General features: G+C 49.4%; 26 protein-coding genes. 11 read left to right on the top strand and 15 right to left on the bottom strand.

Annotation, left to right across the window (positions count from 1 at the left end):
- Positions 1 to 157: 157 nt before the first annotated feature.
- Positions 158 to 583 carry an arsenate reductase ArsC gene (locus K300_RS0108075; protein WP_022851163.1) on the top strand — a complete coding sequence of 142 codons (426 nt, stop codon included), beginning with the start codon at positions 158 to 160 and terminating at the stop codon, positions 581 to 583.
- On the opposite strand, the gene glgA is transcribed toward K300_RS0108075, so the two are convergent.
- The 4 genes from glgA to K300_RS0108055 form a co-directional block, all read right to left on the bottom strand.
- Positions 580 to 2,019, bottom strand: coding sequence for a glycogen synthase GlgA (gene glgA, locus K300_RS0108070; RefSeq protein WP_022851162.1), 1,440 nt, complete (start codon positions 2,017 to 2,019; stop codon positions 580 to 582). The genes K300_RS0108075 and glgA overlap by 4 nt on opposite strands.
- 48 nt (positions 2,020 to 2,067) lie before the next feature.
- On the bottom strand, positions 2,068 to 2,946 hold the full coding sequence (locus K300_RS0108065) for an Mrp/NBP35 family ATP-binding protein (protein WP_022851161.1): 879 nt from the start codon (positions 2,944 to 2,946) through the stop codon (positions 2,068 to 2,070).
- Positions 2,947 to 3,023: 77 nt separating this feature from the next.
- Positions 3,024 to 4,061, bottom strand: a complete 1,038-nt coding sequence (locus K300_RS15070) for a permease (protein WP_022851160.1) — start codon at positions 4,059 to 4,061, stop codon at positions 3,024 to 3,026.
- A complete protein-coding gene (locus K300_RS0108055; RefSeq protein ID WP_022851159.1) occupies positions 4,058 to 4,426 on the bottom strand; it encodes an ArsR/SmtB family transcription factor in 369 nt (122 codons plus the stop codon). The genes K300_RS15070 and K300_RS0108055 overlap by 4 nt, the downstream gene beginning before the upstream one ends.
- 249 nt (positions 4,427 to 4,675) lie before the next feature.
- Between K300_RS0108055 and K300_RS0108050 the strand changes: the two genes are divergently transcribed.
- A complete protein-coding gene (locus K300_RS0108050) occupies positions 4,676 to 5,074 on the top strand; it encodes a response regulator transcription factor (RefSeq protein WP_022851158.1) in 399 nt (132 codons plus the stop codon).
- On the opposite strand, the gene thiS is transcribed toward K300_RS0108050, so the two are convergent.
- Genes thiS through K300_RS0108035 form a run of 3 tightly spaced genes read right to left on the bottom strand, consistent with a single transcriptional unit; the run spans position 5,071 to position 7,792 of the window.
- Positions 5,071 to 5,271, bottom strand: coding sequence for a sulfur carrier protein ThiS (gene thiS, locus K300_RS0108045; protein WP_022851157.1), 201 nt, complete (start codon positions 5,269 to 5,271; stop codon positions 5,071 to 5,073). The two genes, K300_RS0108050 and thiS, sit on opposite strands and share 4 nt — an antisense overlap.
- Entirely contained in the window at positions 5,268 to 6,086 is an 819-nt protein-coding gene (gene thiF / locus K300_RS0108040; RefSeq protein WP_022851156.1) for a sulfur carrier protein ThiS adenylyltransferase ThiF, read from the bottom strand. Before thiF ends, thiS begins: the two co-directional genes overlap by 4 nt.
- Positions 6,086 to 7,792: a ComEC/Rec2 family competence protein gene (locus tag K300_RS0108035; RefSeq protein ID WP_022851155.1), complete on the bottom strand. Its 1,707-nt coding sequence runs from the start codon at positions 7,790 to 7,792 to the stop codon at positions 6,086 to 6,088. The genes thiF and K300_RS0108035 overlap by 1 nt, the downstream gene beginning before the upstream one ends.
- 56 nt (positions 7,793 to 7,848) lie before the next feature.
- Between K300_RS0108035 and K300_RS0108030 the strand changes: the two genes are divergently transcribed.
- Both K300_RS0108030 and thiD read left to right on the top strand, forming a co-directional pair.
- Positions 7,849 to 11,409: a DNA polymerase III subunit alpha gene (locus K300_RS0108030; RefSeq protein WP_022851154.1), complete on the top strand. Its 3,561-nt coding sequence runs from the start codon at positions 7,849 to 7,851 to the stop codon at positions 11,407 to 11,409.
- Complete coding sequence (thiD, locus tag K300_RS0108025) at positions 11,406 to 12,203, top strand: bifunctional hydroxymethylpyrimidine kinase/phosphomethylpyrimidine kinase (protein ID WP_022851153.1); 798 nt, start codon at positions 11,406 to 11,408, stop codon at positions 12,201 to 12,203. Before K300_RS0108030 ends, thiD begins: the two co-directional genes overlap by 4 nt.
- Here the strand turns inward: thiD and K300_RS0108020 are convergent.
- The 8 genes from K300_RS0108020 to rpmH all read right to left on the bottom strand — a co-directional run bounded on the left by K300_RS0108020 (position 12,173) and on the right by rpmH (position 16,406).
- Entirely contained in the window at positions 12,173 to 12,406 is a 234-nt protein-coding gene (locus K300_RS0108020) for a hypothetical protein (RefSeq protein WP_022851152.1), read from the bottom strand. The two genes, thiD and K300_RS0108020, sit on opposite strands and share 31 nt — an antisense overlap.
- 149 nt (positions 12,407 to 12,555) lie before the next feature.
- Positions 12,556 to 13,200: a fructose-6-phosphate aldolase gene (gene fsa / locus K300_RS0108015; RefSeq protein WP_022851151.1), complete on the bottom strand. Its 645-nt coding sequence runs from the start codon at positions 13,198 to 13,200 to the stop codon at positions 12,556 to 12,558.
- Positions 13,197 to 13,442 carry a YHS domain-containing protein gene (locus tag K300_RS0108010; RefSeq protein ID WP_022851150.1) on the bottom strand — a complete coding sequence of 82 codons (246 nt, stop codon included), beginning with the start codon at positions 13,440 to 13,442 and terminating at the stop codon, positions 13,197 to 13,199. The genes fsa and K300_RS0108010 overlap by 4 nt, the downstream gene beginning before the upstream one ends.
- Entirely contained in the window at positions 13,439 to 14,134 is a 696-nt protein-coding gene (jag, locus tag K300_RS15065; protein WP_022851149.1) for an RNA-binding cell elongation regulator Jag/EloR, read from the bottom strand. Before jag ends, K300_RS0108010 begins: the two co-directional genes overlap by 4 nt.
- A 7-nt stretch (positions 14,135 to 14,141) precedes the next feature.
- Positions 14,142 to 15,680 carry a membrane protein insertase YidC gene (yidC, locus tag K300_RS0108000; RefSeq protein WP_022851148.1) on the bottom strand — a complete coding sequence of 513 codons (1,539 nt, stop codon included), beginning with the start codon at positions 15,678 to 15,680 and terminating at the stop codon, positions 14,142 to 14,144.
- Positions 15,681 to 15,706: 26 nt separating this feature from the next.
- Positions 15,707 to 15,949, bottom strand: a complete 243-nt coding sequence (yidD, locus tag K300_RS16570) for a membrane protein insertion efficiency factor YidD (protein WP_081646929.1) — start codon at positions 15,947 to 15,949, stop codon at positions 15,707 to 15,709.
- On the bottom strand, positions 15,852 to 16,253 hold the full coding sequence (gene rnpA, locus K300_RS16185) for a ribonuclease P protein component (protein ID WP_022851147.1): 402 nt from the start codon (positions 16,251 to 16,253) through the stop codon (positions 15,852 to 15,854). The genes yidD and rnpA overlap by 98 nt, the downstream gene beginning before the upstream one ends.
- An 18-nt stretch (positions 16,254 to 16,271) precedes the next feature.
- On the bottom strand, positions 16,272 to 16,406 hold the full coding sequence (gene rpmH / locus K300_RS0107990; RefSeq protein WP_026836363.1) for a 50S ribosomal protein L34: 135 nt from the start codon (positions 16,404 to 16,406) through the stop codon (positions 16,272 to 16,274).
- Between the two features lie 309 nt (positions 16,407 to 16,715).
- Between rpmH and rplU the strand changes: the two genes are divergently transcribed.
- The 7 genes from rplU to K300_RS16565 all read left to right on the top strand — a co-directional run bounded on the left by rplU (position 16,716) and on the right by K300_RS16565 (position 21,201).
- Entirely contained in the window at positions 16,716 to 17,030 is a 315-nt protein-coding gene (gene rplU, locus K300_RS0107985; RefSeq protein WP_022851145.1) for a 50S ribosomal protein L21, read from the top strand.
- Positions 17,031 to 17,045: 15 nt separating this feature from the next.
- On the top strand, positions 17,046 to 17,315 hold the full coding sequence (gene rpmA, locus K300_RS0107980; RefSeq protein ID WP_022851144.1) for a 50S ribosomal protein L27: 270 nt from the start codon (positions 17,046 to 17,048) through the stop codon (positions 17,313 to 17,315).
- Positions 17,316 to 17,592: 277 nt separating this feature from the next.
- A complete protein-coding gene (locus K300_RS0107975; RefSeq protein ID WP_022851143.1) occupies positions 17,593 to 19,008 on the top strand; it encodes a DUF4139 domain-containing protein in 1,416 nt (471 codons plus the stop codon).
- Entirely contained in the window at positions 19,005 to 20,033 is a 1,029-nt protein-coding gene (gene obgE / locus K300_RS0107970; protein WP_022851142.1) for a GTPase ObgE, read from the top strand. The genes K300_RS0107975 and obgE overlap by 4 nt, the downstream gene beginning before the upstream one ends.
- A complete protein-coding gene (locus K300_RS0107965) occupies positions 20,017 to 20,457 on the top strand; it encodes a DciA family protein (RefSeq protein ID WP_022851141.1) in 441 nt (146 codons plus the stop codon). Before obgE ends, K300_RS0107965 begins: the two co-directional genes overlap by 17 nt.
- A 46-nt stretch (positions 20,458 to 20,503) precedes the next feature.
- Complete coding sequence (gene def, locus K300_RS0107960) at positions 20,504 to 21,031, top strand: peptide deformylase (RefSeq protein ID WP_022851140.1); 528 nt, start codon at positions 20,504 to 20,506, stop codon at positions 21,029 to 21,031.
- A gap of 29 nt (positions 21,032 to 21,060) precedes the next feature.
- Positions 21,061 to 21,201, top strand: a complete 141-nt coding sequence (locus K300_RS16565; RefSeq protein WP_022851139.1) for a CcmD family protein — start codon at positions 21,061 to 21,063, stop codon at positions 21,199 to 21,201.
- Positions 21,202 to 22,042: the final 841 nt, after the last annotated feature.

Genomic DNA, 22,042 nt, shown 5'->3' with positions numbered 1-22,042 from the left:
AAGTTAGGTTTTAACAAAGACCTCTGAACAGAATAGGTCCGAAGTGATAACTGTTTATGACAGATGTTCATCTAAATGCATGATTTTGAGTTGCGGGCATTCAATGATCTGTTAAGGTTCAGGGTGAATCTATTGACAAGCCCGATAAGGAGAAATTGTGAAGAAAGTGTTATTTGTGTGTATTCATAACTCGGCAAGAAGCCAGATGGCGGAAGCCTTTGTTAATGAATATTCAGACGGAAGCCTTAGGGCTGAAAGTGCGGGGCTCGAACCGGGGAAGATGAATCCCTACGTTGTTAAGGTTATGAAGGAGAAGGAAATCGATATTTCAAAGAACTCCTGCGACTCCGTTCAGGATTTTCTGAAAGAGGGGCGAGAGTATGACTATGTCGTCACCGTATGCGATGAGGCCTCTGCAGAGACCTGTCCAGTTTTTCCCGGAGGGGGAGAGAAGGAGCATTGGGGATTCAAGGACCCCTCGTCCTTCGGTGGCATTGAAGAGGAGAAGCTCACCTTCACACGTAACATCAGAGACGCCATTGAGGAGAAGGTGAGGGAATTTTTGGGACGTGTGCAGGCCTAGCTCAGCATCCTGTAGAGTCTGAGGTATTCCTCGGCGGATCTGTCCCAGCTGAAATCCTGCTCCATGCCCGCTATCTGCATTTTCTTGATATGATCCGGCCGGTCGTAGTACGTGCTCACAGCCCAGCCGATCGTGTCGTAGAGTGCTCTTGTGTCGATATTGTTGAACTTGAAGCCTGTTCCTGAGCCGTCCGTCTCGTTGTAGTTTACTACCGTATCCGCAAGCCCCCCTGTGTTGCGTACAACGGGTATCGTTCCATAGTTCAGGCTGTACATCTGGTTAAGCCCGCAAGGCTCATAGTGGGAGGGCATGACAAAGAAGTCTGCGCCGGCCTCCACAAGGTGGGCGAGTTCTTCGCTGTAGCCTATATAGCTTCCGGCACGCCACGGATGGTTTTCGGAGAGTGAGCCGAAGTGCCTCTCCATCTCAGAATCTCCGCTACCCACGACCACAAACTGCACCTCCATATCACGAAGAACATCCTCGATGGCTCCGCCTAGCAGGTCGAGCCCCTTTTGGGCGGCGAATCTCCCCACAAATCCGAATAGGGCGGTGTTGTCCTTTTCCTCCAGATGGAATCGCTTCTGCAGTTCACGCTTGCTGTGGATCTTGTCGTCTATGGTTTCTGCTGAGTAGTTTTTGGGGATGTACGTATCCTTTGCGGGGTTCCATACGTCTGTATCAATGCCGTTGAGGATGCCGTGGAGATCGTATCTCCTATATTCGAGAAGGAGATGGAGCCCGCTACCTCCAATAGGCCCCTGAATCTCCCTTGCGTAGGTGGGGCTGACGGTGGTTATTTTTCCGGCACTTGCGAGTCCGCCTTTCAGAAAGTTTAAGCCGCCGAAATCCTCGAAGTATTCGTGGTAGAAATGCTCAGGCTTTATGGCGGCATACTCCATGACGTCTGCGCCGAACTTCCCCTGGTAGCCAATGTTGTGGATGGTGAGGACCGAGCCTGCACCATCAAAGGAGAAGGCATCGTCGAAACGGACGTAATAGGGTGCGAGTGCCGTTTGCCAGTCGTTTGCGTGGACGATATCGGGGATGAAGTTCAGATCCCGGCTCAGCTGGAGCGCAGCCCTTGTGAAGAATGCAAAACGGTATGCGTTGTCTGGGTATTCGCCAGCGGGTGTGTGGTAGATGCCTGGTCTGTTGAAATATTTCGAAAACTCTATGAAGTAGAATTCAACACCGTCCGCCTCAGTCTTGTGGACGCTGTACCATTCCTCGCAGTTACCCATATGAACACATGCGCTCTCCATAAAGGGCTCAATCTTGTGCTTATCCCTGTCTATAGAGCTGTATAGAGGCATAACCGCTTTCACAGTTTCACCTTTTTCGGCCAGCGCCTTGGGGAGAGATGAGCTGACATCGGCAAGTCCGCCGGTTTTTGCGAAGGGTGCGATCTCGCTGCTCAGAAATAGTATCTTCATAGATTCCGCTCCTATAAAAAAGGGGAGCCTTTTTAGCTCCCCCGTTTATTACTCTGCTTTTATTGTTCTATCCAGAACGCCTTCGGCGACCTTCTTGAGCGCCTTGGCGACCTCCGAATCGGAGTTCTCCAGAACATAGGGCTTGCCCTCGTCACCCCTTTCCACCACAGCGGGATCCATGGGAACTCTGCCGAGGAAGGGAACCTCAAGCTCCAGAGCCGCCTTTTCGCCGCCTCCGGTCTTGAATACGTTAACAATCTCTCCGCAGTGGGGGCAGAGCATGCCGCTCATATTCTCTACTATACCATAAACGGGAATATTTAGCTTTGCACTGAAGTTAACAGACTTCCTCGAATCGAGCAACGCCACATCCTGGGGTGTGGTTACGATTACAGCTCCGTCGATATCGCCGATAACGTGGGCTGTGCTGAGGGGCTCGTCACCCGTACCAGGGGGAAGGTCTACTATAAGAAAATCGAGCTCTCCCCATGAAACATCGCTGATGAACTGCTGGATCATGCTGTGCTTGAGGGAGGCCCTCCATATGATGGCATCATCATCGTTCTGTATAAGAAAGCCGACGGACATAACCTTGAGGCCTTCGATGGGCTCGAAGGGGAGTATGCCGTCCTCATCGCTCTGGGCCCCTTTCTTTGTAATACCAAGCATCTTGGGGATGTTGGGGCCGTGGATGTCCGCATCAAGGATGCCGACCTTATAGCCTAGAGAGTTAAGCATAGCCGCAAGGCTTACACTTACGGTGGATTTACCTACCCCACCTTTTCCGCTCATTACCATTATCTTGTATTTGATCCGAGAGAGTCTTTTCTTTATCATCTCATCGGTGTGCTGCTGCTTCTCATCCGTATCGCATGAGTTGGCAGAACCGCAGCTATTGCAGCTAGAGCCGCTGTCGCAACTGCTCATGATTGCTTCCTCCGTACTGATTAAAATTTGCTACAGAACTGAATATATAGAAGACGGCGGCTTAATGCCAGAAAAAATCAGTTCTGAGAGCATTCACAGTCTCCATACCCGCATTTTGAACCATCGTTCTTTTTTAGGGATGGTATCAGTGCGAGAATGATCAGAATAAGAAGGGCTGTCCATGAAACATATGCGGGCATTTCAAAGCTTTTTTCAGCTGCCGCCGCTGTGATGGTGGTGAAACCGAAGCTGAAAAATATAATATCTGTTATAATCCCTGCGGCAAAGGTACATACGGCAATGGCGCCAAGATAAAGGGCTGTACCTTTCTTGCCGAGTATACCCGCCACGATCCCCAGGGAAGCGAGGTTAGTTGCAGGGCCTGCAAGCATGAAGACAAGTGCGGTTCCGGGGCTCATCCCCTTTGCCATCATGGCCGCTGCTATGGGTGTGGAGGCGGAGGAGCAGATGTAAAGCCCCATGCTGATTACCATTATACCGAGCATACCCGCAACACCTCCGCCAAACAGTGTGTCCATAAAGCTTGGAGGAACAACGGCGGATATTATGCCCGCCAGAAGGAGACCCGCTCCGAACCATGGAACAAGCTCCGGCCATAGGTCTGTGAAGGCGTATCGCTGGCCACCCATGAAGGATGTTTTCTCGAAGGCCTCGTTCTCTGCCGGGGCGACCTTTGCCTCTTGCTCGTCATCCCTCTGAACAAGCCCTGCTGCAATGGCTGTGAAAAGGGCCGCAATGGGGCGTGCTATGGTCATAAAGGGTCCCATGAGCACCCATGTAAGGGCTATGCTGTCGATACTGGTTTCCGGCGTTGAAACGAGAAAGGAAGCTGTGGGGCCTTTGCCGGCTCCCTGTTTGCGCAATGATGCCGCAGTGGGTGCCACGCCGCATGAACACAGGGGGAGAGGTATCCCTATCAGGGATGAGCGCACGACGGGGGCAAGCCCTTTGCCGCTAAGGTATTTTGAGGCGGTTGACGGGCTGAAAAAGCTCTTTATGAAGCCCCCGGCCGCAAGGCCGAGCATCATGTAAACAGAGGTTTCTAGGGCTATATCAAGGGTTTCTTTACCTATATTTGTCAGTAGTTCAATCATCTGTGCCTCACATGCTCAAGACATACGTCTATGAGCGAGCTGACATGTTCGTCATCCAGGGAATAGTATATCATCTGCTTGTCACGCCTCTGCTTTATGAGCCGCATATCCTTAAGTTTGCGTAGCTGGTGGCTTGTGGCGGACTCGCTGATGCCGAGAAATGCTGAGATATCGCATACACACATCTCTCCACCCTGCAAAGCGTAAAGGAGTTTAAGGCGTGTGGGATCCCCCAGAGCCTTGAATGTGGATGAGATATCGTCCAGCTCCCGTTCCCCAAGGGCATCTTTCAGGGCTTCTTCGAGCCTTTTTTCGTTGACAAATTTAACACTGCATGTAATATTTTCATGGTCGCTTATCTGCATACCTGTACAGATACGCAGTAACGCTGGATTAGTCAAGGGTTTTCTGTTGTAAAATTTTTTGGTGTTTTATTGTCCGGCGATATATAGTAGTATTTGATGATACCCAAATGGGGAGCTTGTGCGATTAACGTGTCTCTCCCATGTTTCTGTTATGCGGGTAGATATTTGCATACACAGAGCCACAGCAGCATTTGCTTTAAGGGTCATACAATAGATATACTTTATCTGATGATTAAACCGGAGCCTTGGATGACGGACAAACTCAAAAGCGAGCTGGAAAAGCTCAAAGGTCTTTCTGTTCTTTATGTGGAGGATGACATAAACGTGCGTGAATCACTCCTGCGCTTCCTCCGCAGACGTTTCGACAATATTCACTACGCCAAGGACGGTAAAGAGGGGCTCGCCCAGTATATGGAGCATAAGCCCGATATCGTTATCACAGATATCCAGATGCCGATGATGGACGGACTTGAGATGGCCTCCCGTATCATGCAGGATAACCCTGAGGTTAAGATCATCGTTACAACGGCATTCAACGAGGAGCCCTTCCTTGAAAGGGCCGGCAAGCTGGGAATCGAGCATTACATTAAAAAGCCCGTGCTTAAGGATGACCTCGTTAGCTCTCTCCTTGAGTGTGTGGGGAGTTAACCTCCACCCACGAAGTTGATTATCTCTACGCTGTCACCCTCTTTTACGAAGGTTTCTTCGAAGCTGTCCCTCGGAGGTATATCACCGTTCAGCTCAATAACCACCCTCTCCGGCGAGAGTGAATAGGATTCTATAAGCTCTTTTATGTTCATGCCTTCTTCAATGTCAGTTTCTTTTCCGTTTACCTTTACCTTCAATCCAGTTCCTCCGGTTTGAAATTTCCCAGCAGGTAGCGAACCGCCAGGTTTGCCTGTATATTAGCCGCCGCCGCAACACGGCTCGCCATGAGGCCTATCCCCACATCCGTTCCATTTTCGAAATCGCCTATGATAACTATGTTCCTCCCCAGCCTTTTGCGCTTAAAGAGGAGGGTGTCCTCGTAACCCGCGATACCGGAGGCCGCTATGATAAGGGTCTCCGGCAGGGATGCGGAACAACCTTGTATAAGCTCAGTCTTAAACTCCGCCTTGTCCAGCGCCTCAATGACAACATCGCACCCCTCAAATACTTCCCCAGCATTCTCCGAGGTAAGGAAGACATCCTTGAAAACATATTCGGAATAGGGGTTTATCCTCTCGATACTCTCCCATAGGGCATCGGTCTTTTTCTTTCCTATCTGGTCTATATAGTAATGCTGGCGGTTTATGTTTGCGGGGGTAACAATGTCGAAATCCACCATCACAAGGGAGCCGACCCCCATTCGGGCAAGGGATACAGCCGCATTGGAACCGAGACCGCCAAGGCCGGCTATACCTATCTTTGAGCGCTTCAGCTTGTTATGCACTCCCGGGGTGTGGCGTGACATAAGAAGCGCCTCAAGCTCATCGGGATCGGGCATTTCTCCTCTTTTGATGAGGTGCACATGCTCTCCACCCCTTAGCTCATAATCGTCAGTGATCCAGTGCCCGTTTACTATAATAATATCTGCATCGGGCTTTATCTCATCCCTTAGCGAGAAAGCTGTGGTTTCCGTCAAAATATTATGGAGCCGTTCATTAACATGGATCTTCATCATCCCCCCCTGAAGGAGACTGAGCCTGTTTCCTTCAATTCGGTTATATTATCAGATGAACAGTCGTTTTTGTAAATGAAGTAATGGGTATTTTTATCCAGCTTATCGCATTTCAGCGTGTTCGAGCGTGTCATATACACAATTCCCCTGGAGCAGTCTGTATTGTTAAGACAGAGGCCTGCGTAATCCGTTCCTTCTTTTTTTACGGTGAGCAGTGTGTTACTTCCGCCGTATATGCTTATGTCGCCGTAATCAAAATCACGCCCCCCCTTGTGAGCCACAAAGGGTAAAAAGGAGAATACGAAGGAACCGTAGGAGCCGGAGAAGTATACCTCCCGTCTATCCTCCATGTTATGGACAAAGCCTCTGTATGAGCCCACATCGGGGAAATGCAGCCCTTGGGGAACGCTTTGGGGAAGTAGTGGGAGTATGAGTACAACGCCCGCAAGGAGGGGGTATCTGGTTCTTGTTACAGCGATAAGATACGCCGCCGACAGGGCAAACACCCCGATGCCTATGTTTTTAAGGGTGAACATGAAGCCGGTGTATTCTGCAAGTGTTGTGACGAGCCCCATATGGAATGATTCTATGAGAGCGAGAGGCTCGGCTGATATGGCCGGGAAAAAGATGCCTGCAATGCCGGCGGCGAGGTGGAAATATGTCACCGGAACATCGGCAAGTGTGTTTACGATACCCGCAGGGTTCACAGAACCGAAGAGGAGCATGGCTATGGGGAGGGTGAAGGATGATGCCATGATACCCACCCTCAGAAGCTGGAGCGCACCCCCTCCCCCTTTGAAGCTGAGCATGCTTATACCGTATACCGCAGAGAAGGAGAGGAGGAAGGAGGGGCTTATTATGGAGCGTGGCGCTATGAGGAGTATCATTCCGCCGGTGAACATGGTGAGCTTGGTGAGGTTTGCCCTGTAATCGATGAACATTGCCCATATGAATGCCGATGCGAAGAGGACGGCCCGCATAACTGGCACCTTGAAGCCCGCCATGGGGAGATAACAGAGGAGGAGAATGGAGGAGGCCCCCATGGAGAACTTCTTTGGTAGAAATGCGAAAAGCATTATGCACACAGCCGCCACAAGCCCCACGTGCATTCCGGATATGGCGAGCATATGACTCAAGCCCGCCTTGAGGAATGTATCCCTCGTCTCCGAGGTTATGTATCTTCTGTCCCCTAGAAGTATTGCCTGTGTGAGCTTAAGCCTTCCGCCGGAGAGGGAGTAGAGACGCTCGCTCAACTCCGACCTGTACTCTAGGATGGATGAAACAACGGGTATCTTCAGAACGGCATAAACCTTATTCTCCTTGAGATACCCCGGAGCAAGCCTCTCCCCAAGGGGCTTTGCGGCCTCTCTGTAGGGGGTTCGTGCAAATTTGCCGATTATGAGCTCCCCCGGTTTGTAGTGTATATCCGGCGGTGTGAGATATGTCCCCCTGTTTGTATTCCAAAGGTTCACACTCTTCCCCGATGGTTTTTCATCGGTGACTATCAGGCAGAATGTGGAAAAAAGAATGAAAAAAACTGCAAATATTGCCGTTATGATATAAGCCTTGCCCCGCAGGAAAATCAGCAGAATCAGGGGGGCTGCGAGCAGCTGGGCGATCGTGTAAGTAGCTGTTGCAAAAGCGTATGCAATGGCGCATAGGAGGAAGGCTTCAGTCTTGCGGGCTTTGAGTTTATCTGATAGCATATCAAAAAATAGATATTATTTTACCATTTGCATAGCATTTCTTTTACGGAGTTCTCATGGGTCAGAAAGAATTTGTTCATTTACATTTACATACACAGTATTCACTCCTCGATGGTGCCATTAATGTCGGCGATCTTATGTCAAAGCTTAAGGAACAGGGTGTTAAGTCCGTAGCGATCACCGACCACGGAACGATGCACGGAATAGTCGATTTCTATAAGCAGGCACTCGCCAACGGGATTAAGCCTATCCTCGGCTGCGAGGTTTATGTGGCGCCGGACAGCCGATTCAACAAGGAGTACGCAAAGGGTGAGGACAGGAATAACCACCTCGTCCTACTCGCCAGAAACAATACGGGGCTTCGCAATCTGCAGTACCTCGTAACAAAGGCACAGTTCGAAGGGTTCCACTATAAGCCGAGGATCGACCGTGAGCTTCTGGAGCAATATTCAGAGGGGCTCATAGGACTCTCCGCCTGCCTTGCCGGTGAGATACCCCGGGCTATCATGCGGGGGGACGATGAACACGCCGTTCACGTTGCAGAGGAGTACAGGCGTATCCTGGGTGAGGGCAACTTCTATCTTGAGGTGCAGAGCAACGGCCTTGATGAGCAGGTTATGGTGAACCGGAAGGTAATCGGCATGGCCAAAGAGCTCGGTATCCCCCTCGTTGCCACCAACGACTGCCACTATCTGGAGAAGGGTGATCACGTATCCCATCAGGTACTTATATGCATACAGACCGGAACGACCATCTACGAAGAGAACAAGATGGAGATCCACACCGACCAGCTATGGGTTAAATCACCGGAGGAGATGTGGGAGGCCTTCGGCGAAGAGATCCCCGAAGCGCTTACCAACACCGTTGAGATAGCCGAAAGGTGCAACACCTCCATAGAGTTCGGCAACCTTCACCTCCCCGTATACGAGGTTCCCGAGGGGTATACCCTCCCCAGCTACCTTGAGCACCTTGCCCGTGAAGGACTGCGTGAGAAGCTAGCGGATGTGGATGAGAGCCTCCACGAAAAATACTACGAAAGGCTGAAGATCGAGCTGGATGTAATCGAGATGAAGGGGTTCCCCGGCTATTTCCTTATCGTTTGGGACTTCATGAACTACTCCCGCCGGAACAATATTCCCGTCGGACCCGGCAGGGGATCGGGTGCCGGTTCTCTGGTCGCCTATGTTCTTGGCATTACGGATATTGATCCGATCCGCTTCAATCTCCTCTTCGAGCGTTTCCTGAACCCCGAGCGGGAGAGCATGCCCGACTTCGATATCGATTTCTGCATGGATAAGCGGGGGGACGTTATCAACTACGTCCGTGAAAAGTACGGTGATGAGCGTGTTTCCCAGATCATCACCTTCGGCTCACTCCTCGGTCGTGGTAGCGTGCGTGACGTGGGTCGTGTCCTTGAGGTCCCCCTCAAGGATGTGGACAAGCTGGCAAAGAATATACCCGAAGCACCGGGGATGACCATACGAAAGGCACTCAAGCAGGACCCCACCCTTGAGGACTCCTTCAAGGAGGTTGAGAAGGGGGGAGAGATTCTCCGCCACGCAGTGAAGCTTGAGGGTCTGCTGAGAAACACAGGGATGCACGCCGCCGGAATAGTTATCGGAGACCGCCCCCTTGAGGACTACGTCCCCCTTTGTAAGGGGCAGAACGGGGAGGTTATCTCCCAGTTTGAGAAGGACACCCTCGAAGAGGTGGGGCTTATCAAGTTCGACTTCCTCGGGCTTAAGAACCTCACAATCATCGATTACGCAGTCCAGAATATCAAAAGTACCAAGGGGATCGAGATAGATATCCAGAAGCTCCCCATGGATGATAAAAAGTCATACGAGCTACTTTGCCGTGGTGACACCACAGGAGTATTCCAGCTTGAAAGCGAGGGGATGAAAAACCTGCTCAAGAAGCTGAAGCCCACCTGTATCGAGGATGTTATCGCCCTTGTGGCGCTGTACCGTCCCGGTCCCATCGGCTCTGGAATGCTCGACTCCTTCGTTATGAGAAAGCATGGCGAAGAGAGGATAGACTACCCCCTCGACGAACTTAAACCTATACTTGAGGAGACCTACGGAATCATCGTCTATCAGGAACAGGTTATGCAGATCGCCCAGATTGTCGGCGGTTACTCCCTTGGTAATGCGGATATCCTCCGCCGTGCCATGGGTAAGAAGAAAGCGGAGCTTATGCAGAAGCATAAGGAGATCTTCATCAACGGCGACAAAGAGATGGGCGTTGAGGGTGCCATAAAGAGAGGTTTCACCGAAGCGAAGGCGGAGGAGCTCTTCGACTTGATGGAGAAGTTCGCCGCATACGGCTTCAACAAAAGCCATTCTGCGGCCTACGCCTATGTTGCATATCAGACTGCCTACCTCAAGGCGAACTATCCCGTGGAGTATATGGCCGCTCTCCTATCCTGCGAACTGGACAAAGGTGACAAGGTGGTCACCTTCATCGAGGAATGCGAACGTATGGGAATCGATGTTCTTCCTCCGGATATAAACAGATCCATTAAAGACTTCCGTATATATGAAAGCTCCATACGTTTCGGTATGGGAGCCATTAAGAACGTTGGTTTCGGAGCCATCGACTGCATCGTCAGGGAACGTTCCGAAAACGGCGAGTTCCGGAGCATATACGAGTTTTGCGAGCGAGTGGATACCCATCAGGCGAACAAGAAGGTTCTTGAATCCCTCATAAAGGCGGGGGCCTTCGACTGCCTCGGCAAGAACCGCAGGCAACATCTGCAAGTGCTGGAGCCCGCCATGGAAGAGGGGCACCGAAAGCGTAAGATGAAGGAGCAGGGGATACTCTCCATCGAGGAATTCCTCGCCGATGACACCGAAGAGGATGAAGCGGCGGATGAGTCCTTCCCCGATGTGGAGGAGATGCCGGAGAACGAGCTTCTGCAGTTTGAGAAAGAGGTTCTCGGCTTCTACGTTACAAACCACCCCCTTGCCACATTCAGCAACGTTCTGGATACGTTCACAAAACCGGTAAGCGAGCTTCTCACCTCCGATGACGACACCTTTGCCATCGCCGGGGGGATCGTGAAGAACGTTAAGAATCATATTACAAAAACGAAGCAGGAACGTATGGCCTTCGTCACCCTTGAGGATATGCACGGCGAACTTGATGTCCTTGTTTTCCCCAAAACCTACGCCGAATGCAGACGCTACCTTGAGGAGGACAACATCATCGTTGTTCAGGGGAGGATAAGCGTTAAGGATGAGCGCACCAGCTTTATCGCAGAGGAGATATATAACGTGGATGAAACCCTTGCAAAGCTCAGCGACAGGATAACCATAAAAGTTAATCCCGTCGGTTTCACACCGGACAGGATCATGAAGCTCAAGGATATATTCAAGCGCAACGCAGGCACTGTTCCTGTGATGCTTGAGGTAGAGATGCCCTCGAAATACTCTGTTACGATGAAGATTGGACAGGATTTCGGTGTTAAGCCGAGCTTCGCATTCTTCAAGGAGATAGAAGAGATGTTCGGCGAGAAGAGATTCAGCATAGAAAGGAAGCACATAGAGAGCAAGAACGGCAACGGCAAACGGCGCTGGAAGAACGGAAACGGCAAGGCGGCCGGAGGTGCGGCATGAAGAAGGCGTTGACCATAGCCGGCTCCGATTCCGGCGGCGGGGCAGGTATACAGGCGGATCTTAAATCTTTCAGCGCAAACGGCGCATTCGGTATGAGCGTTATAACAGCGCTTACAGCACAGAATACCCTCGGAGTGACAGGTGTCTACGAGATCCCGACAGACTTTATCGAACAGCAGATTGATGCCGTATTTGCCGATATGGGTGCGGACGCCGTTAAGACAGGGATGCTATCATCGCCGGAGATCGTCGCCTGTGTTGCAAAGTCACTCAAAAAGCATGGTGTGGAAAACCTGGTTGTGGACCCTGTCATGGTGGCAAAGGGTGGGAGTCCACTGTTGAAGGATGAGGCTGTTGAGACGGTCAAAAGCGAGCTGATCCCTCTGGCTAAGGTCATAACGCCAAACATCCCCGAGGCGGAGGTTCTTCTGGGACGCAGGTTAGAAGATGCGCATCTGGAAGATGCAGCCGCAGAGCTTCTAGAGCTCGGGTGCCGCTCCGTTATACTGAAAGGGGGGCACGGTGAGGGTGAATACAGTAATGATATCTACTATGACGGGGAGAACCTTGTTATCCTGAAGGCGGAGAGAAAGTCTACCAAAAATACCCATGGAACCGGGTGCACCTTCGCAAGTGCTGTGGCCGCATGGCTTGCCCGAGGTAAAGGGGGACCTGAAGCGGCGGCGGAGGCGAAGAGCTATATAACCAACGCCATCGCCGGAGCGGATTCACTCAATATCGGCTCCGGGCACGGTCCGGTGGATCACTTCTTCATGCTGGAAAGGGATAAGTAGTCCTCACCCGTTACGTAATCACCCGGATCGGGAAGCTCCTCTGTGTCGCTCTCCCTTTTATCAACAATCTCCATGAGGGTTTCGGCCATGCGGTTCTTGTCTGCAACGGCTTCGCCGAAGGCCTTGAAGTCGAAGTTTAATTTCTCATCCTTTGCGGTCTGTATGAAATGATAACTGCCGTTCGTCTCTGTTACGGAATACATGGCGTATCCTCCTGTAACTATAGAATCGGCAGAACCGGAAAACCTTAATGAATTAAAACGAAAAAAGACCGGAAAACCCCTTCGGGTATCCGGCCCTTATATTATATTAATATGTTTTGCCCTAAGCTCAGAGCTCAAGCATATTCAGCTTACTGATTAGCCTTGTTCCAGTCCTCAAGGAATTTATCGATGCCGATATCCGTGAGGGGGTGCTTCATCATCTGCATAAGCACCTTGAAGGGGATTGTTGCTACGTCGATACCAACCTCTGCACATCTTCTGACATGCTCGGTGTGGCGTATGCTTGCGGCGATGATCTCCGCTTCGTAATCGTAGTTGAGCACAACGTCCTGGCACTGGCTGACTATCTCGATGCCGTCGTGGCCGATATCATCCAGCCTGCCTGCAAAGGGGCTTATGAAAGCGGCGCCGGCCTTTGCCGCGAGGAGTGCCTGATTGGGTGAGAAAACAAGGGTTACGTTAACGTCGATACCCTCTGCGGCAAGCATGCTGGTTGCCTTGATGCCGTCTTTGGTGAAGGGAACCTTTACAACGATATACTCGTTGATTGCGGCGAGTTCTTTACCCTCTGCCACCATTCCTTCCCAGTCGAGGGCAATAACCTCTGCGCTAACGGGTCCGTGGACGATCTCGCAGATCTCCTTTACGGTTGCTTTGAAATCCCTTCCTTCCTTAGCTATGAGGGAAGGATTGGTGGTTACGCCTTCGATAACGCCGATATCCGCCGCTTCTCTAATTTCGTCTATGTTTGCTGTATCAAGAAAAATCTTCATGAATTACCCCGCTTTTCTTCGATGAACTTGTCCATATTCTCCTTCGTGGAGAAATAGTATACTTTGTCGTGGTACTTTACCTTGAACTCGGTATCCTTATCGACATAAACACCGTCGATCGGATCCTGTTCCAGCTCCACTGCGCTGTTCTCATCCTTCCCTTTAACCTCGGGGGGCTTGTTCTTGAACAGTTTGAAGGTGACAAACCCCAGAAGGGCCACCACAGCTAGTTTAAGTATCACTTCTTTTCAGCTCCCTGCTGTTGCTGCTGTCTGTTTGCATCCCTGTTCTGTCTCGGTCTTCTTGAGCGTTTGTCAGGGATTATAAGAATCTCTTTAACGTTGCCGTCCCCTTTGCTTCTGGTGCTTATACCGTTGATCTTCTTAAGAGCCACGTGTATCTCCTTTCGGATCATGGTCACCATGGGGGGCAGCTTTGCCGTACGTCCGGTACGGACTGCGTTCTTGGCCATCTTTATCGCCTTGTCCTTGAACTGCTGAACCGTCCTGAAACGATAGTCCTCAACATCAACGATAAAGCTGTAGTCGCTTTTTTCCTCTGTGCGCAACATCTTATCAAGAAGATACTGGAACGCATCAAGCGTCTGCGCTGTTTTTCCTATGAGCAGGCTGGAATCGGGAGAAACAACGTTAAGAACGATATCCTTGCCGTGCTCCTTTATCTCTATGTTGTAATCTGTGAAGCCCGCTTTTTCAAGCATCTCTGAAAGGAGAAGCTTTGATTTTCTTTTAAGATACTCAAGGTCGTTGAACGTAACACGTACAACAGCATCCTTTTTCCCTATGCCCAGGAAGCCCTTGGAGCCGGCTTCAACGGTTTCGTAGTCGATGAAATCCCTTGATATATCCTTTTCATGCAGGAACTGATTAACCGCCTCTTCTGCTGTCCTGCCTTGTATTTCAAATACTCTCATTGTCTCCTCAGTCTAGTTTTTTATTGATAAAATACTGCTGTGCGATGGAGAGAACGTTGTTAGTCAGCCAGTAGATAACGAGTCCCGAAGGGAACTGTAAAAATAGGAAGGTAAAGATTACCGGCATGAGCATAAAAACCTTCTGCTGCATCGGGTCGCCTGTTTGGGGACTCATCCTCTGCTGAAGAAACATTGTTACACCCATAAGTATGGGGGTTATGTAGTAGGGATCCTTCAGCGAAAGGTCTGTAAGGTGGAAAATGAATGGTGAACCCTTAAGCTCAATGGAAAGGAGAAGCGTACGGTACAGAGCGAAGAACACGGGGATCTGAACAATAATAGGCAGACATCCGCCAAAGGGGTTTGCGCCCTCCTGCTTGTAAAGATCCATAACAGCAGCATTCATCTTCTGCTTGTCGTCCTTATACTTCTCCTTAAGCTCTTGCATCTTCGGCTGAAGCTTCTGCATCTTCTTCATGGAAACCATACTCTTCTGAGTAAGAGGGAAAGTAATGAGCTTGATGATCATGGTGAGTATGATGATAGCAACACCGTAGTTGCTCACATAGTCGTAAACGAAGTTCAGCAGTTTAAGCATGGGGATTGCAAGGAAGGAGAAGAAGCCGTAGTTGATGCTTTTCTCGAGGTTGCTTCCTATCTCTTTGAGCACTCCGTATTTCTTGGGTCCGATGTAAAGGTCGTATTCAAAGCTTTGCCTTGAATCAGGGTTAACAATAACCCTTTGGGAGCCTTTGATAACAGCAGAGTTTCCGGATTTCAGCAGCTTGCCGTCTGCAAAGTCGCCGAGTGCGGCGAAGAGGAAGTATTTGGAAGTGTAACCCAGCCATTCGGGTGTTGAGTAAACCTCGGGTTCATCAACATCGTCAGCCTTTTCCTTCCTTATCTTCTTGCCGTCAAAGAGCATGGGTCCCTGGAAGATGTAGCGGCTATCCTCAATTCCCTTACCGAGTCCGGGGCCGATCTGCACATCCACGGGGTATTCGATGCTCTTATCACCGGAGTTTGTGATATCAACGGAGGCCTTTATGAGATAAGAGTTCTTCTCGATCTCGTATCTTTTCGTTACTAGGGTGTCTTTCTGCTGTGCAGTGAAAGTGAGAACCGTTTTATCGCCAGTTTCTATCTTTTTGCCTTTGTAGGCTGTGGAAACGGGGATGCCGGCACGCATATAATCGACGATGCCGTTACCGAAAATTATCTCGATGGGCTTGTCGTTATACTGCTGTATCTCTGCGTTCAGAATGTTACCACTGGTTTCATTAAATGTAAGAAGCAGATCAGCTGTTTTAACCTCAATGGTGCTTTGGGGTTTAACGGGCTCTGTGGCTTCGTTGAACTTAAGGGGCTTGCTCCCCTCCACTGCAGGGTGCTTCTCTGCGGGCTGAGCATCGTTGTCAGCTTGAGCTGTCTGCTCCTGCTGGGTACTTTCATTGTCGGCCACTGGTGTTTCGGGTGCAAAAAATGTCTGGAATATGATCAGTACGAGCGCACTGAGAGCAATGGCCAGCATGGTTCTCTTATCCATAACGAAAAAAGTCCTCCGGTGTGCTGCTATTTAACGGGGTCGTGCCCCCCTTTAGAGAGGGGGTTGCATCTGAGAATTCTCCAAACGGCAAGAACTGTTCCGAGCATGATACCTTTCTTCCGTATCGCCTCAACGGCGTATTCGGAACAGCTTGGATAGAATCTGCATCTATTACCGAGAATCGGTGAGACTGCTTTCTGGTATAGCCTTATCAGCGCCACCAGCGGTGCACCCGCTCCGTATTTTCTCCAAAAGCCCGAGAGCTTCATCTTCAATCTCTTTATAAGATGCCTTTCCTGCCGGGGGCAAGGCTCTGAAAACAAGATCGAATCCAGCGGGTGTGAGATCCTTGCTGTTGCGGCAGATCTCTTTGAAGTATCTTTTGATTCTGTTTCGGACAACCGCTCTTGGGCTGACCTTTTTACCCGCTATGAACCCGTATCTGTTTTGTTCTTCGGCAGAAGGGGCATAGTATATTGCCAAGCATCTGCCAAAGATCCTTTTACGTCTGATAACACGCTGATAATCAGTGTTGTTTCTTAGCCGTTCGGATTTTCTCAGCCTGCGGTCCATTAGTCCCGCGGCTCTGTGTTAGATAGCCAGGCGCTTGCGTCCTTTGGCGCGCCTTCTTTTAATTGCAATTTGTCCGCCTTTAGTTTTCATGCGGGCTCTGAAGCCTTGCTTGCGCTTTTTCTTCAGATTACTGGGTTTTCTCATTGTCAGCATCTGTGCCATATTTGGATCCTCCAACTTTAGTCGGTCGAGCCAGAGATTATATAGAGCGGTATTAAGGATGTCAATATTTATCACAAAAATATGATCTATCTTTCCTTACCGATCAGCGCTTTAAGTATTATTTGATCTTTTTGGAATATGTCTATATATAATGTAGTGATCAAGGTATTGGAGCTAAAGTTTGGAACTATTGAGAAATAGCTGATTTTTTCTGTTGACGTGATTGTTAGAAATTTATATACTTTCGTTCCTTTTGAGTAGGGAAGAATACTTATATATATAGTTTGAGAGGTATAGAAGATGTTTGCTGTAATTAAGCAGGGAGCCCGCCAGTTCACCGTTAAGAAGGGTGATGTAATCACCGTGGACAGGCTTGAGGCTGAGACAGAAAGCGTATACGAGATAAAGGACGTTCTCGCCGTTTCCGGCGACAACGGACTCAAGGTAGGCACCCCCGTTGTAGAGGGTGCGGTTGTGAAGGCCAAGGTTCTTGACCATGCCAAGGATAAGAAGATCCTTGTTTATAAGAGAAAGCCCAGAAAGGACTACAAGAAGCGTTACGGCCACCGTTCACACATAACACAGCTCGAAATAACAGACATAACTGCTGGCTAGTAAGGAGGCGAATCTATGGCTCATAAAAAAGCGGGCGGAAGTACCAGAAACGGAAGAGACAGTAATTCTAAACGCCTCGGCGTTAAAAGATATGACGGACAGTTTGTATCCGCTGGCAGTATCATCATCCGCCAGAGAGGAACAAAGTATAAGCCGGGTAAAAACATCGGCCGCGGTAAGGACGATACCCTTTTCGCTCTTGTGGAAGGAACTGTAAAGTTCCAAGACAGGGGAACTATGGGTAAGTACGTCAATATTGTGGAAGAGGTTTCCGCAGAAGCTTAACTGCACGCAAACAGATTTTTTATATAATAGATAAGCCCGCTGTACATATGTATGGCGGGCTTTATTCTTTACATGATCACATTCTAAATTATTCACTAGTATTGTATTTCGTGCTGAAGCACGGCTTACTTTTGTTGCCTAGCCTGTTAACCTTAAATCCCCATAGTTTTGTTGTAATACCACTATCTCCAATAAGAAAAGCACGCTTTGCACCCCTTCATGGAAATATTCCTGAATTAATTGTATGATTGGATCATTAATTATTAAGGGGTGATCTATGCGCAGTGTACTTATATTACTTATTTCAGCTGTGGCGTTCTGTGCGTACGCCGATGTTCATATATACTCCAGCTCTGCCGTTGTCTTGAGGGATATTAAGCCAGGAACATCTTTCTTCTGGGGTTACAACGAACCTGGAGCTGAGTGTCTTGACGGATATGGCCTGAGGGCCGTTTACGAGTCTGAGCCTCCGGAAGACTGTGCACCATGCGAGAAGGCGGCAGAGGCGGAGGCTATGTACACCCTTTTGATGAAAGCATCGGCTGAGAAATCCGCCGCAGAGGCGGTTGTGCGAAATATAGACAACGTATCCCTATCTGCGGATGACCCTGAGCTTGTGCTCGGCAATATGATGAAATATCAGAACGCACTCAGTGAGAGCAGTATGCTTGAGGCGGAACGAAGAGAAAGTTATAACCGGCTGATGGAAGAGCTTCGGATTATAACCTCTGTCAGCAAGGGTGAGCCGGAGCCATACACGATTACGGCTGGTGAATGCAGTCGGGCTGAGTTTACTGTTCAGGGTATCATGTCGAAGTACGAGAACTTTCTGGATGTTAACGAAGATGGAAACGGTGAAGCGGGTCTGCGTGTACGGCTGACTAACCGAAGCGGTTTTGACATTAAGGGCGAGGACAGCATCCTCTTTGATGGCGATAGAGAGGCAGCACTGAGGATTCCCGCATTCCGCAGATGGGTGGTACGCCCCATAGAGCGACCCCATGAGGCTGAGCGTATGTTACAGACAGAAAGCGCAGATTTTGCCGTCAAGCGTAGTGCTGTTAACGCACCTTCAGTGCCTGAACCGGTACGAGAAGGTGACTATATATTCCGCATACCCTCCCTGACCCTGCCCTCGGATGGTGTCGAAAAGGCCTTTGTACTCGACAGCGCAGAGGTTGAGGCTGACTACCGTTTGGCGGTTTACCCCTACGACAGCCCTCGTGTGTACAGAGAGACATCCTTTACGCCACCATTTGAGATATACGGCGATCTGTGGCGTGTTCATTTCGGCAAGGAACGGTTCAGTCGCATAAGGGCACGTTTTGATGAAGGTGAGCTGATTCTTCCCCTGGGTCACGATAAAACTGTTATAGTGCAGAGGGGCTCACTCCCCGGAAAGCGTGAGGGGGATGGATTCTTCGGTGGCAAAAAGAAGCTCAGCCGTGGATATTTTATCGAGTTGTCAAACACATCTTCCGATAATAAGGAAGTTGTGGTAATAGACCGTGTTCCTGTTTCTGCTGACGACAGGGTATCGGTACGGAATATAAGCATCTCCGGAACCGATGCAGTTCCCGATGATGATGGCAGGATAGAGTTCACCGCACCCCTGGAAGCAGGGGAGACCAAAAGGTACGAGGTTACCTTTGAGATAACAGCGGATAAAGATATGGATGTGAATATACGATGAAATTTGTTGATAGTGTTAAGATCGATGTGCGTGCAGGTGCAGGGGGGAACGGATGTATGAGCTTCCGCCGTGAAAAGTTTGTGCCCAGAGGGGGCCCGGACGGAGGAAACGGTGGAAGGGGCGGAAACGTTGTCCTTGAGGGTGACGATTCCCGTCATACCCTCCTTGATCTGAGTTACAGAGCCCAGTATCAGGCTGAAAGAGGGATCCACGGCAAGGGTAAGGACATGAACGGCCGAGCCGGTGAGGATCTTATAATAAAGGTTCCCGTAGGGACCCTTGTTTACGATGTTGAAACGAACGACCTGGTTGCCGATGTAACCCAGAAGGGTGAGCAGGTTATCGTTGCCAAAGGTGGACGAGGGGGGCGCGGAAATACAGCCTTTGTGAGCCCCACCCATAGAGCACCGAGGCAGTGCGAACCGGGGAATGACGGTGAAAAAAGGCTGCTTCGTCTTGAACTCAAGCTCATCGCAGATGTCGGTATTATAGGGATGCCCAACGCCGGCAAGTCCACCTTCATCTCCACAGTTTCTGCGGCGAGGCCGAAGGTTGCGGACTACCCCTTCACCACCCTTGTCCCGAGTCTGGGTGTTGTGAAGAGCGACTACGGCGAGCCCTTTGTGCTTGCGGATATGCCGGGATTGATAGAGGGCGCCCATGAGGGTGTCGGTCTTGGGACCAGATTCCTTCGTCACATTGAGCGTACCAGAGTCCTGCTCCATTTCGTTGATGCCTCGGATGAGGTTTCCATGAAGGAGCGGTATGACACGATACAGAACGAACTCTCCCGTTACGGTAAAGGTATCGCAGATAAACGCAAGCTTGTGGCCGCCACAAAGATAGACAGCGCCCACCCCGAAAATCTGGAGGAGTTTGAAGCCTACATGGATGAGCTGGGAATAAAGCTCTTTAAGGTTTCAAGCGTTGCCGGAAACGGTGTTAAAGAGCTTACTGATGCAATCGCCGGTATTATCAAAGAGACGGGAAGGGCCGAAGAGCTGGAGAATGAAGAAAGTCTCTGAACTGATTGAGGGAAGGCTTGCAGAAAACTCACGGGAGTATTACGTTCTCGCCAGAGCATGGCGTGAGGCTGTGGGTCCAGCCGTATCAGATGCGGCGATGCCTGTAAAGATGGAGGGTGCAACCCTCATCGTTGGCGTAAGTGATCAGATGTGGCTCACCGAGCTGACCTTCATGAAGCAGGATGTCCTTGAACAGCTAGCGGAAATAGGGATGAATGCGGAGGATATCCGCTTTGTTTTTCGCCCTAAGAAGCATAAAGAGGAAAAAAGACCCAAGCCCTCCAGAAATCCCACCGACAGGGAACTGAAGGCGGCGAAGGATATCTGCGCCGTAATTGAAGACGACAGGATCAGACAGAGCGCAGAGAGGGCAATGGAGGCGTATTTCACACAGTATTCCTTTGAGGAGTTTCTGAAACGTTGAAATATTCCCCCTCTTATATTATTTTAATTTAAAAAGGAGTGGATCAGTGGTTTTACAGATAAGAACATTCCCCGATGAGGTGCTCCGCAGGGAGAATCTGCCCGTAGAGGTTGTGGATGAAGAGATACGCACACTTTTGGATAATATGGCAGAGACCATGTATGAGAACATGGGTGTAGGCCTTGCGGCGCCCCAGGTTGGTGTGAATAAAAGAGTTATTGTGGTTGACATCTCAGCAGGCGAAGAGCCGGACGGCCTCATGAAGCTTGTTAACCCACAGATTGTAGATTTCGGTGAGGAAACTGTCCTCGGTGAGGAGGGATGCCTCAGCATACCCGGAGAGTACGAGCCCGTTACAAGGCCGGATAAGGTTACTGTGAAGGCGCTCAATGAGGATGGCGAAGAGCTTGTTATTGAGGCTGATGGCTTTCTGGCAAGGGCTCTGCAGCATGAGATGGACCACCTCGAAGGGGTTCTTTTCCTGGATAGACTCTCTATGCTTAAGCGTGAGTCCATGAAGAAGCGGATTAAGAAGAGAATCGAAGCGGGCGATTACGCCGTTACAAGAAAATAATCAAATGAATATAAAAGGAGACTGATGATATGGGCAGTGTTGAATATCTATTTGCAGCGTATGCAGTAATTTGGGTTTTGCTTGGCGGATACCTTATCAAGCTCGGTATGAAAACGGGTGAACTCTCCCGCAGGCTGGAAACCATTGAAGATGAAAAAGGGGGAGACTAAACAGCCTCTACCTATCGATTAGATTCCACTAAAAACGCATCTTTATTTATCTGAATAATTTCCATGGATGGGTGACTATTTAAATAGACTAGAATGGGTTTTTGAGGGGTGTGGGGAACTTTGTTCCCTAAAAAGTTCCCTGCGATCTTTTGCTTTCATACTCTTATTAGAAATAATTAGTGGCTTATTTCGAATGTTATTATTTATAGAAAAGACTTAAGGGGAAATTTTTAGGGAAAACTTTCCCCTTAGAATCCCCTTAAAAACCCATTTTGGAATTTTTTAAAGGTTGAAGCGAATAAAGCCAACACGGAAGTAAGCGAAACGAAGGCTTTGCCAAGCGTAGCGGCAGGGAAATTCTCAGGATGATGAATTTCCCTGAATTAATTAGGCTTCGTGCTAAAGCACGCCATACTTTTCTAAAAAGTATGTGGCGCGAAAGCGCAAAACAAAGGGATTTGTGACTAATTTCGGATTTAATTATGTAAAGAATAAGACTAAGGGGAAATTTTTAGGGAAAACTTTCCCCTTAGGATCCCCTTAAAAACCCATTTTGATAATTATTTTAATGATTGATGTGTAGTACGCTTTCATCCATGAAATCTTATGATAATCAAGCATTTATGTTTGATATAATAAAGCCAACATAGATGTTGGCTCTGAAGGCGTAGTAGAATTGGGCTCTGCACAATTCACGCAGCCGGAAGTACGAGAGGGCAAGGTTTCCTTGCCCGAACAGCGATGGAATTTCCATGGATGGTAAATTCCATACATAAAATAAAGACTAAGGGGGAATTTTTAGGGAAAACTTTCCCCTTAGAATCCCCTTAAAAACTCCTTT

The organism is Limisalsivibrio acetivorans, from assembly GCF_000421105.1.
GTDB lineage: Bacteria > Chrysiogenota > Deferribacteres > Deferribacterales > Geovibrionaceae > Limisalsivibrio > Limisalsivibrio acetivorans.
This window is presented reverse-complemented; position numbering and strand designations above follow the sequence as displayed.

Bases quoted from the DNA above. Each gene is read 5' to 3' on its own strand.
- glgA (WP_022851162.1), bottom strand. From the start codon at position 2,019: ATGAAGATACTATTTCTGAGCAGCGAGATCGCACCCTTCGCAAAAACC.
- K300_RS0108065 (WP_022851161.1), bottom strand. From the start codon at position 2,946: ATGAGCAGTTGCGACAGCGGCTCTAGCTGCAATAGCTGCGGTTCTGCC.
- K300_RS15070 (WP_022851160.1), bottom strand. From the start codon at position 4,061: ATGATTGAACTACTGACAAATATAGGTAAAGAAACCCTTGATATAGCC.
- K300_RS0108055 (WP_022851159.1), bottom strand. From the start codon at position 4,426: ATGCAGATAAGCGACCATGAAAATATTACATGCAGTGTTAAATTTGTC.
- K300_RS0108050 (WP_022851158.1), top strand. From the start codon at position 4,676: ATGACGGACAAACTCAAAAGCGAGCTGGAAAAGCTCAAAGGTCTTTCT.
- thiF (WP_022851156.1), bottom strand. From the start codon at position 6,086: ATGAAGATCCATGTTAATGAACGGCTCCATAATATTTTGACGGAAACC.
- K300_RS0108035 (WP_022851155.1), bottom strand. From the start codon at position 7,792: ATGCTATCAGATAAACTCAAAGCCCGCAAGACTGAAGCCTTCCTCCTA.
- K300_RS0108030 (WP_022851154.1), top strand. From the start codon at position 7,849: ATGGGTCAGAAAGAATTTGTTCATTTACATTTACATACACAGTATTCA.
- thiD (WP_022851153.1), top strand. From the start codon at position 11,406: ATGAAGAAGGCGTTGACCATAGCCGGCTCCGATTCCGGCGGCGGGGCA.
- K300_RS0108020 (WP_022851152.1), bottom strand. From the start codon at position 12,406: ATGTATTCCGTAACAGAGACGAACGGCAGTTATCATTTCATACAGACC.
- fsa (WP_022851151.1), bottom strand. From the start codon at position 13,200: ATGAAGATTTTTCTTGATACAGCAAACATAGACGAAATTAGAGAAGCG.
- jag (WP_022851149.1), bottom strand. From the start codon at position 14,134: ATGAGAGTATTTGAAATACAAGGCAGGACAGCAGAAGAGGCGGTTAAT.
- yidC (WP_022851148.1), bottom strand. From the start codon at position 15,680: ATGGATAAGAGAACCATGCTGGCCATTGCTCTCAGTGCGCTCGTACTG.
- yidD (WP_081646929.1), bottom strand. From the start codon at position 15,949: ATGAAGCTCTCGGGCTTTTGGAGAAAATACGGAGCGGGTGCACCGCTG.
- rnpA (WP_022851147.1), bottom strand. From the start codon at position 16,253: ATGGACCGCAGGCTGAGAAAATCCGAACGGCTAAGAAACAACACTGAT.
- rpmH (WP_026836363.1), bottom strand. From the start codon at position 16,406: ATGCTGACAATGAGAAAACCCAGTAATCTGAAGAAAAAGCGCAAGCAA.
- rplU (WP_022851145.1), top strand. From the start codon at position 16,716: ATGTTTGCTGTAATTAAGCAGGGAGCCCGCCAGTTCACCGTTAAGAAG.
- rpmA (WP_022851144.1), top strand. From the start codon at position 17,046: ATGGCTCATAAAAAAGCGGGCGGAAGTACCAGAAACGGAAGAGACAGT.
- K300_RS0107975 (WP_022851143.1), top strand. From the start codon at position 17,593: ATGCGCAGTGTACTTATATTACTTATTTCAGCTGTGGCGTTCTGTGCG.
- obgE (WP_022851142.1), top strand. From the start codon at position 19,005: ATGAAATTTGTTGATAGTGTTAAGATCGATGTGCGTGCAGGTGCAGGG.
- K300_RS0107965 (WP_022851141.1), top strand. From the start codon at position 20,017: ATGAAGAAAGTCTCTGAACTGATTGAGGGAAGGCTTGCAGAAAACTCA.
- K300_RS16565 (WP_022851139.1), top strand. From the start codon at position 21,061: ATGGGCAGTGTTGAATATCTATTTGCAGCGTATGCAGTAATTTGGGTT.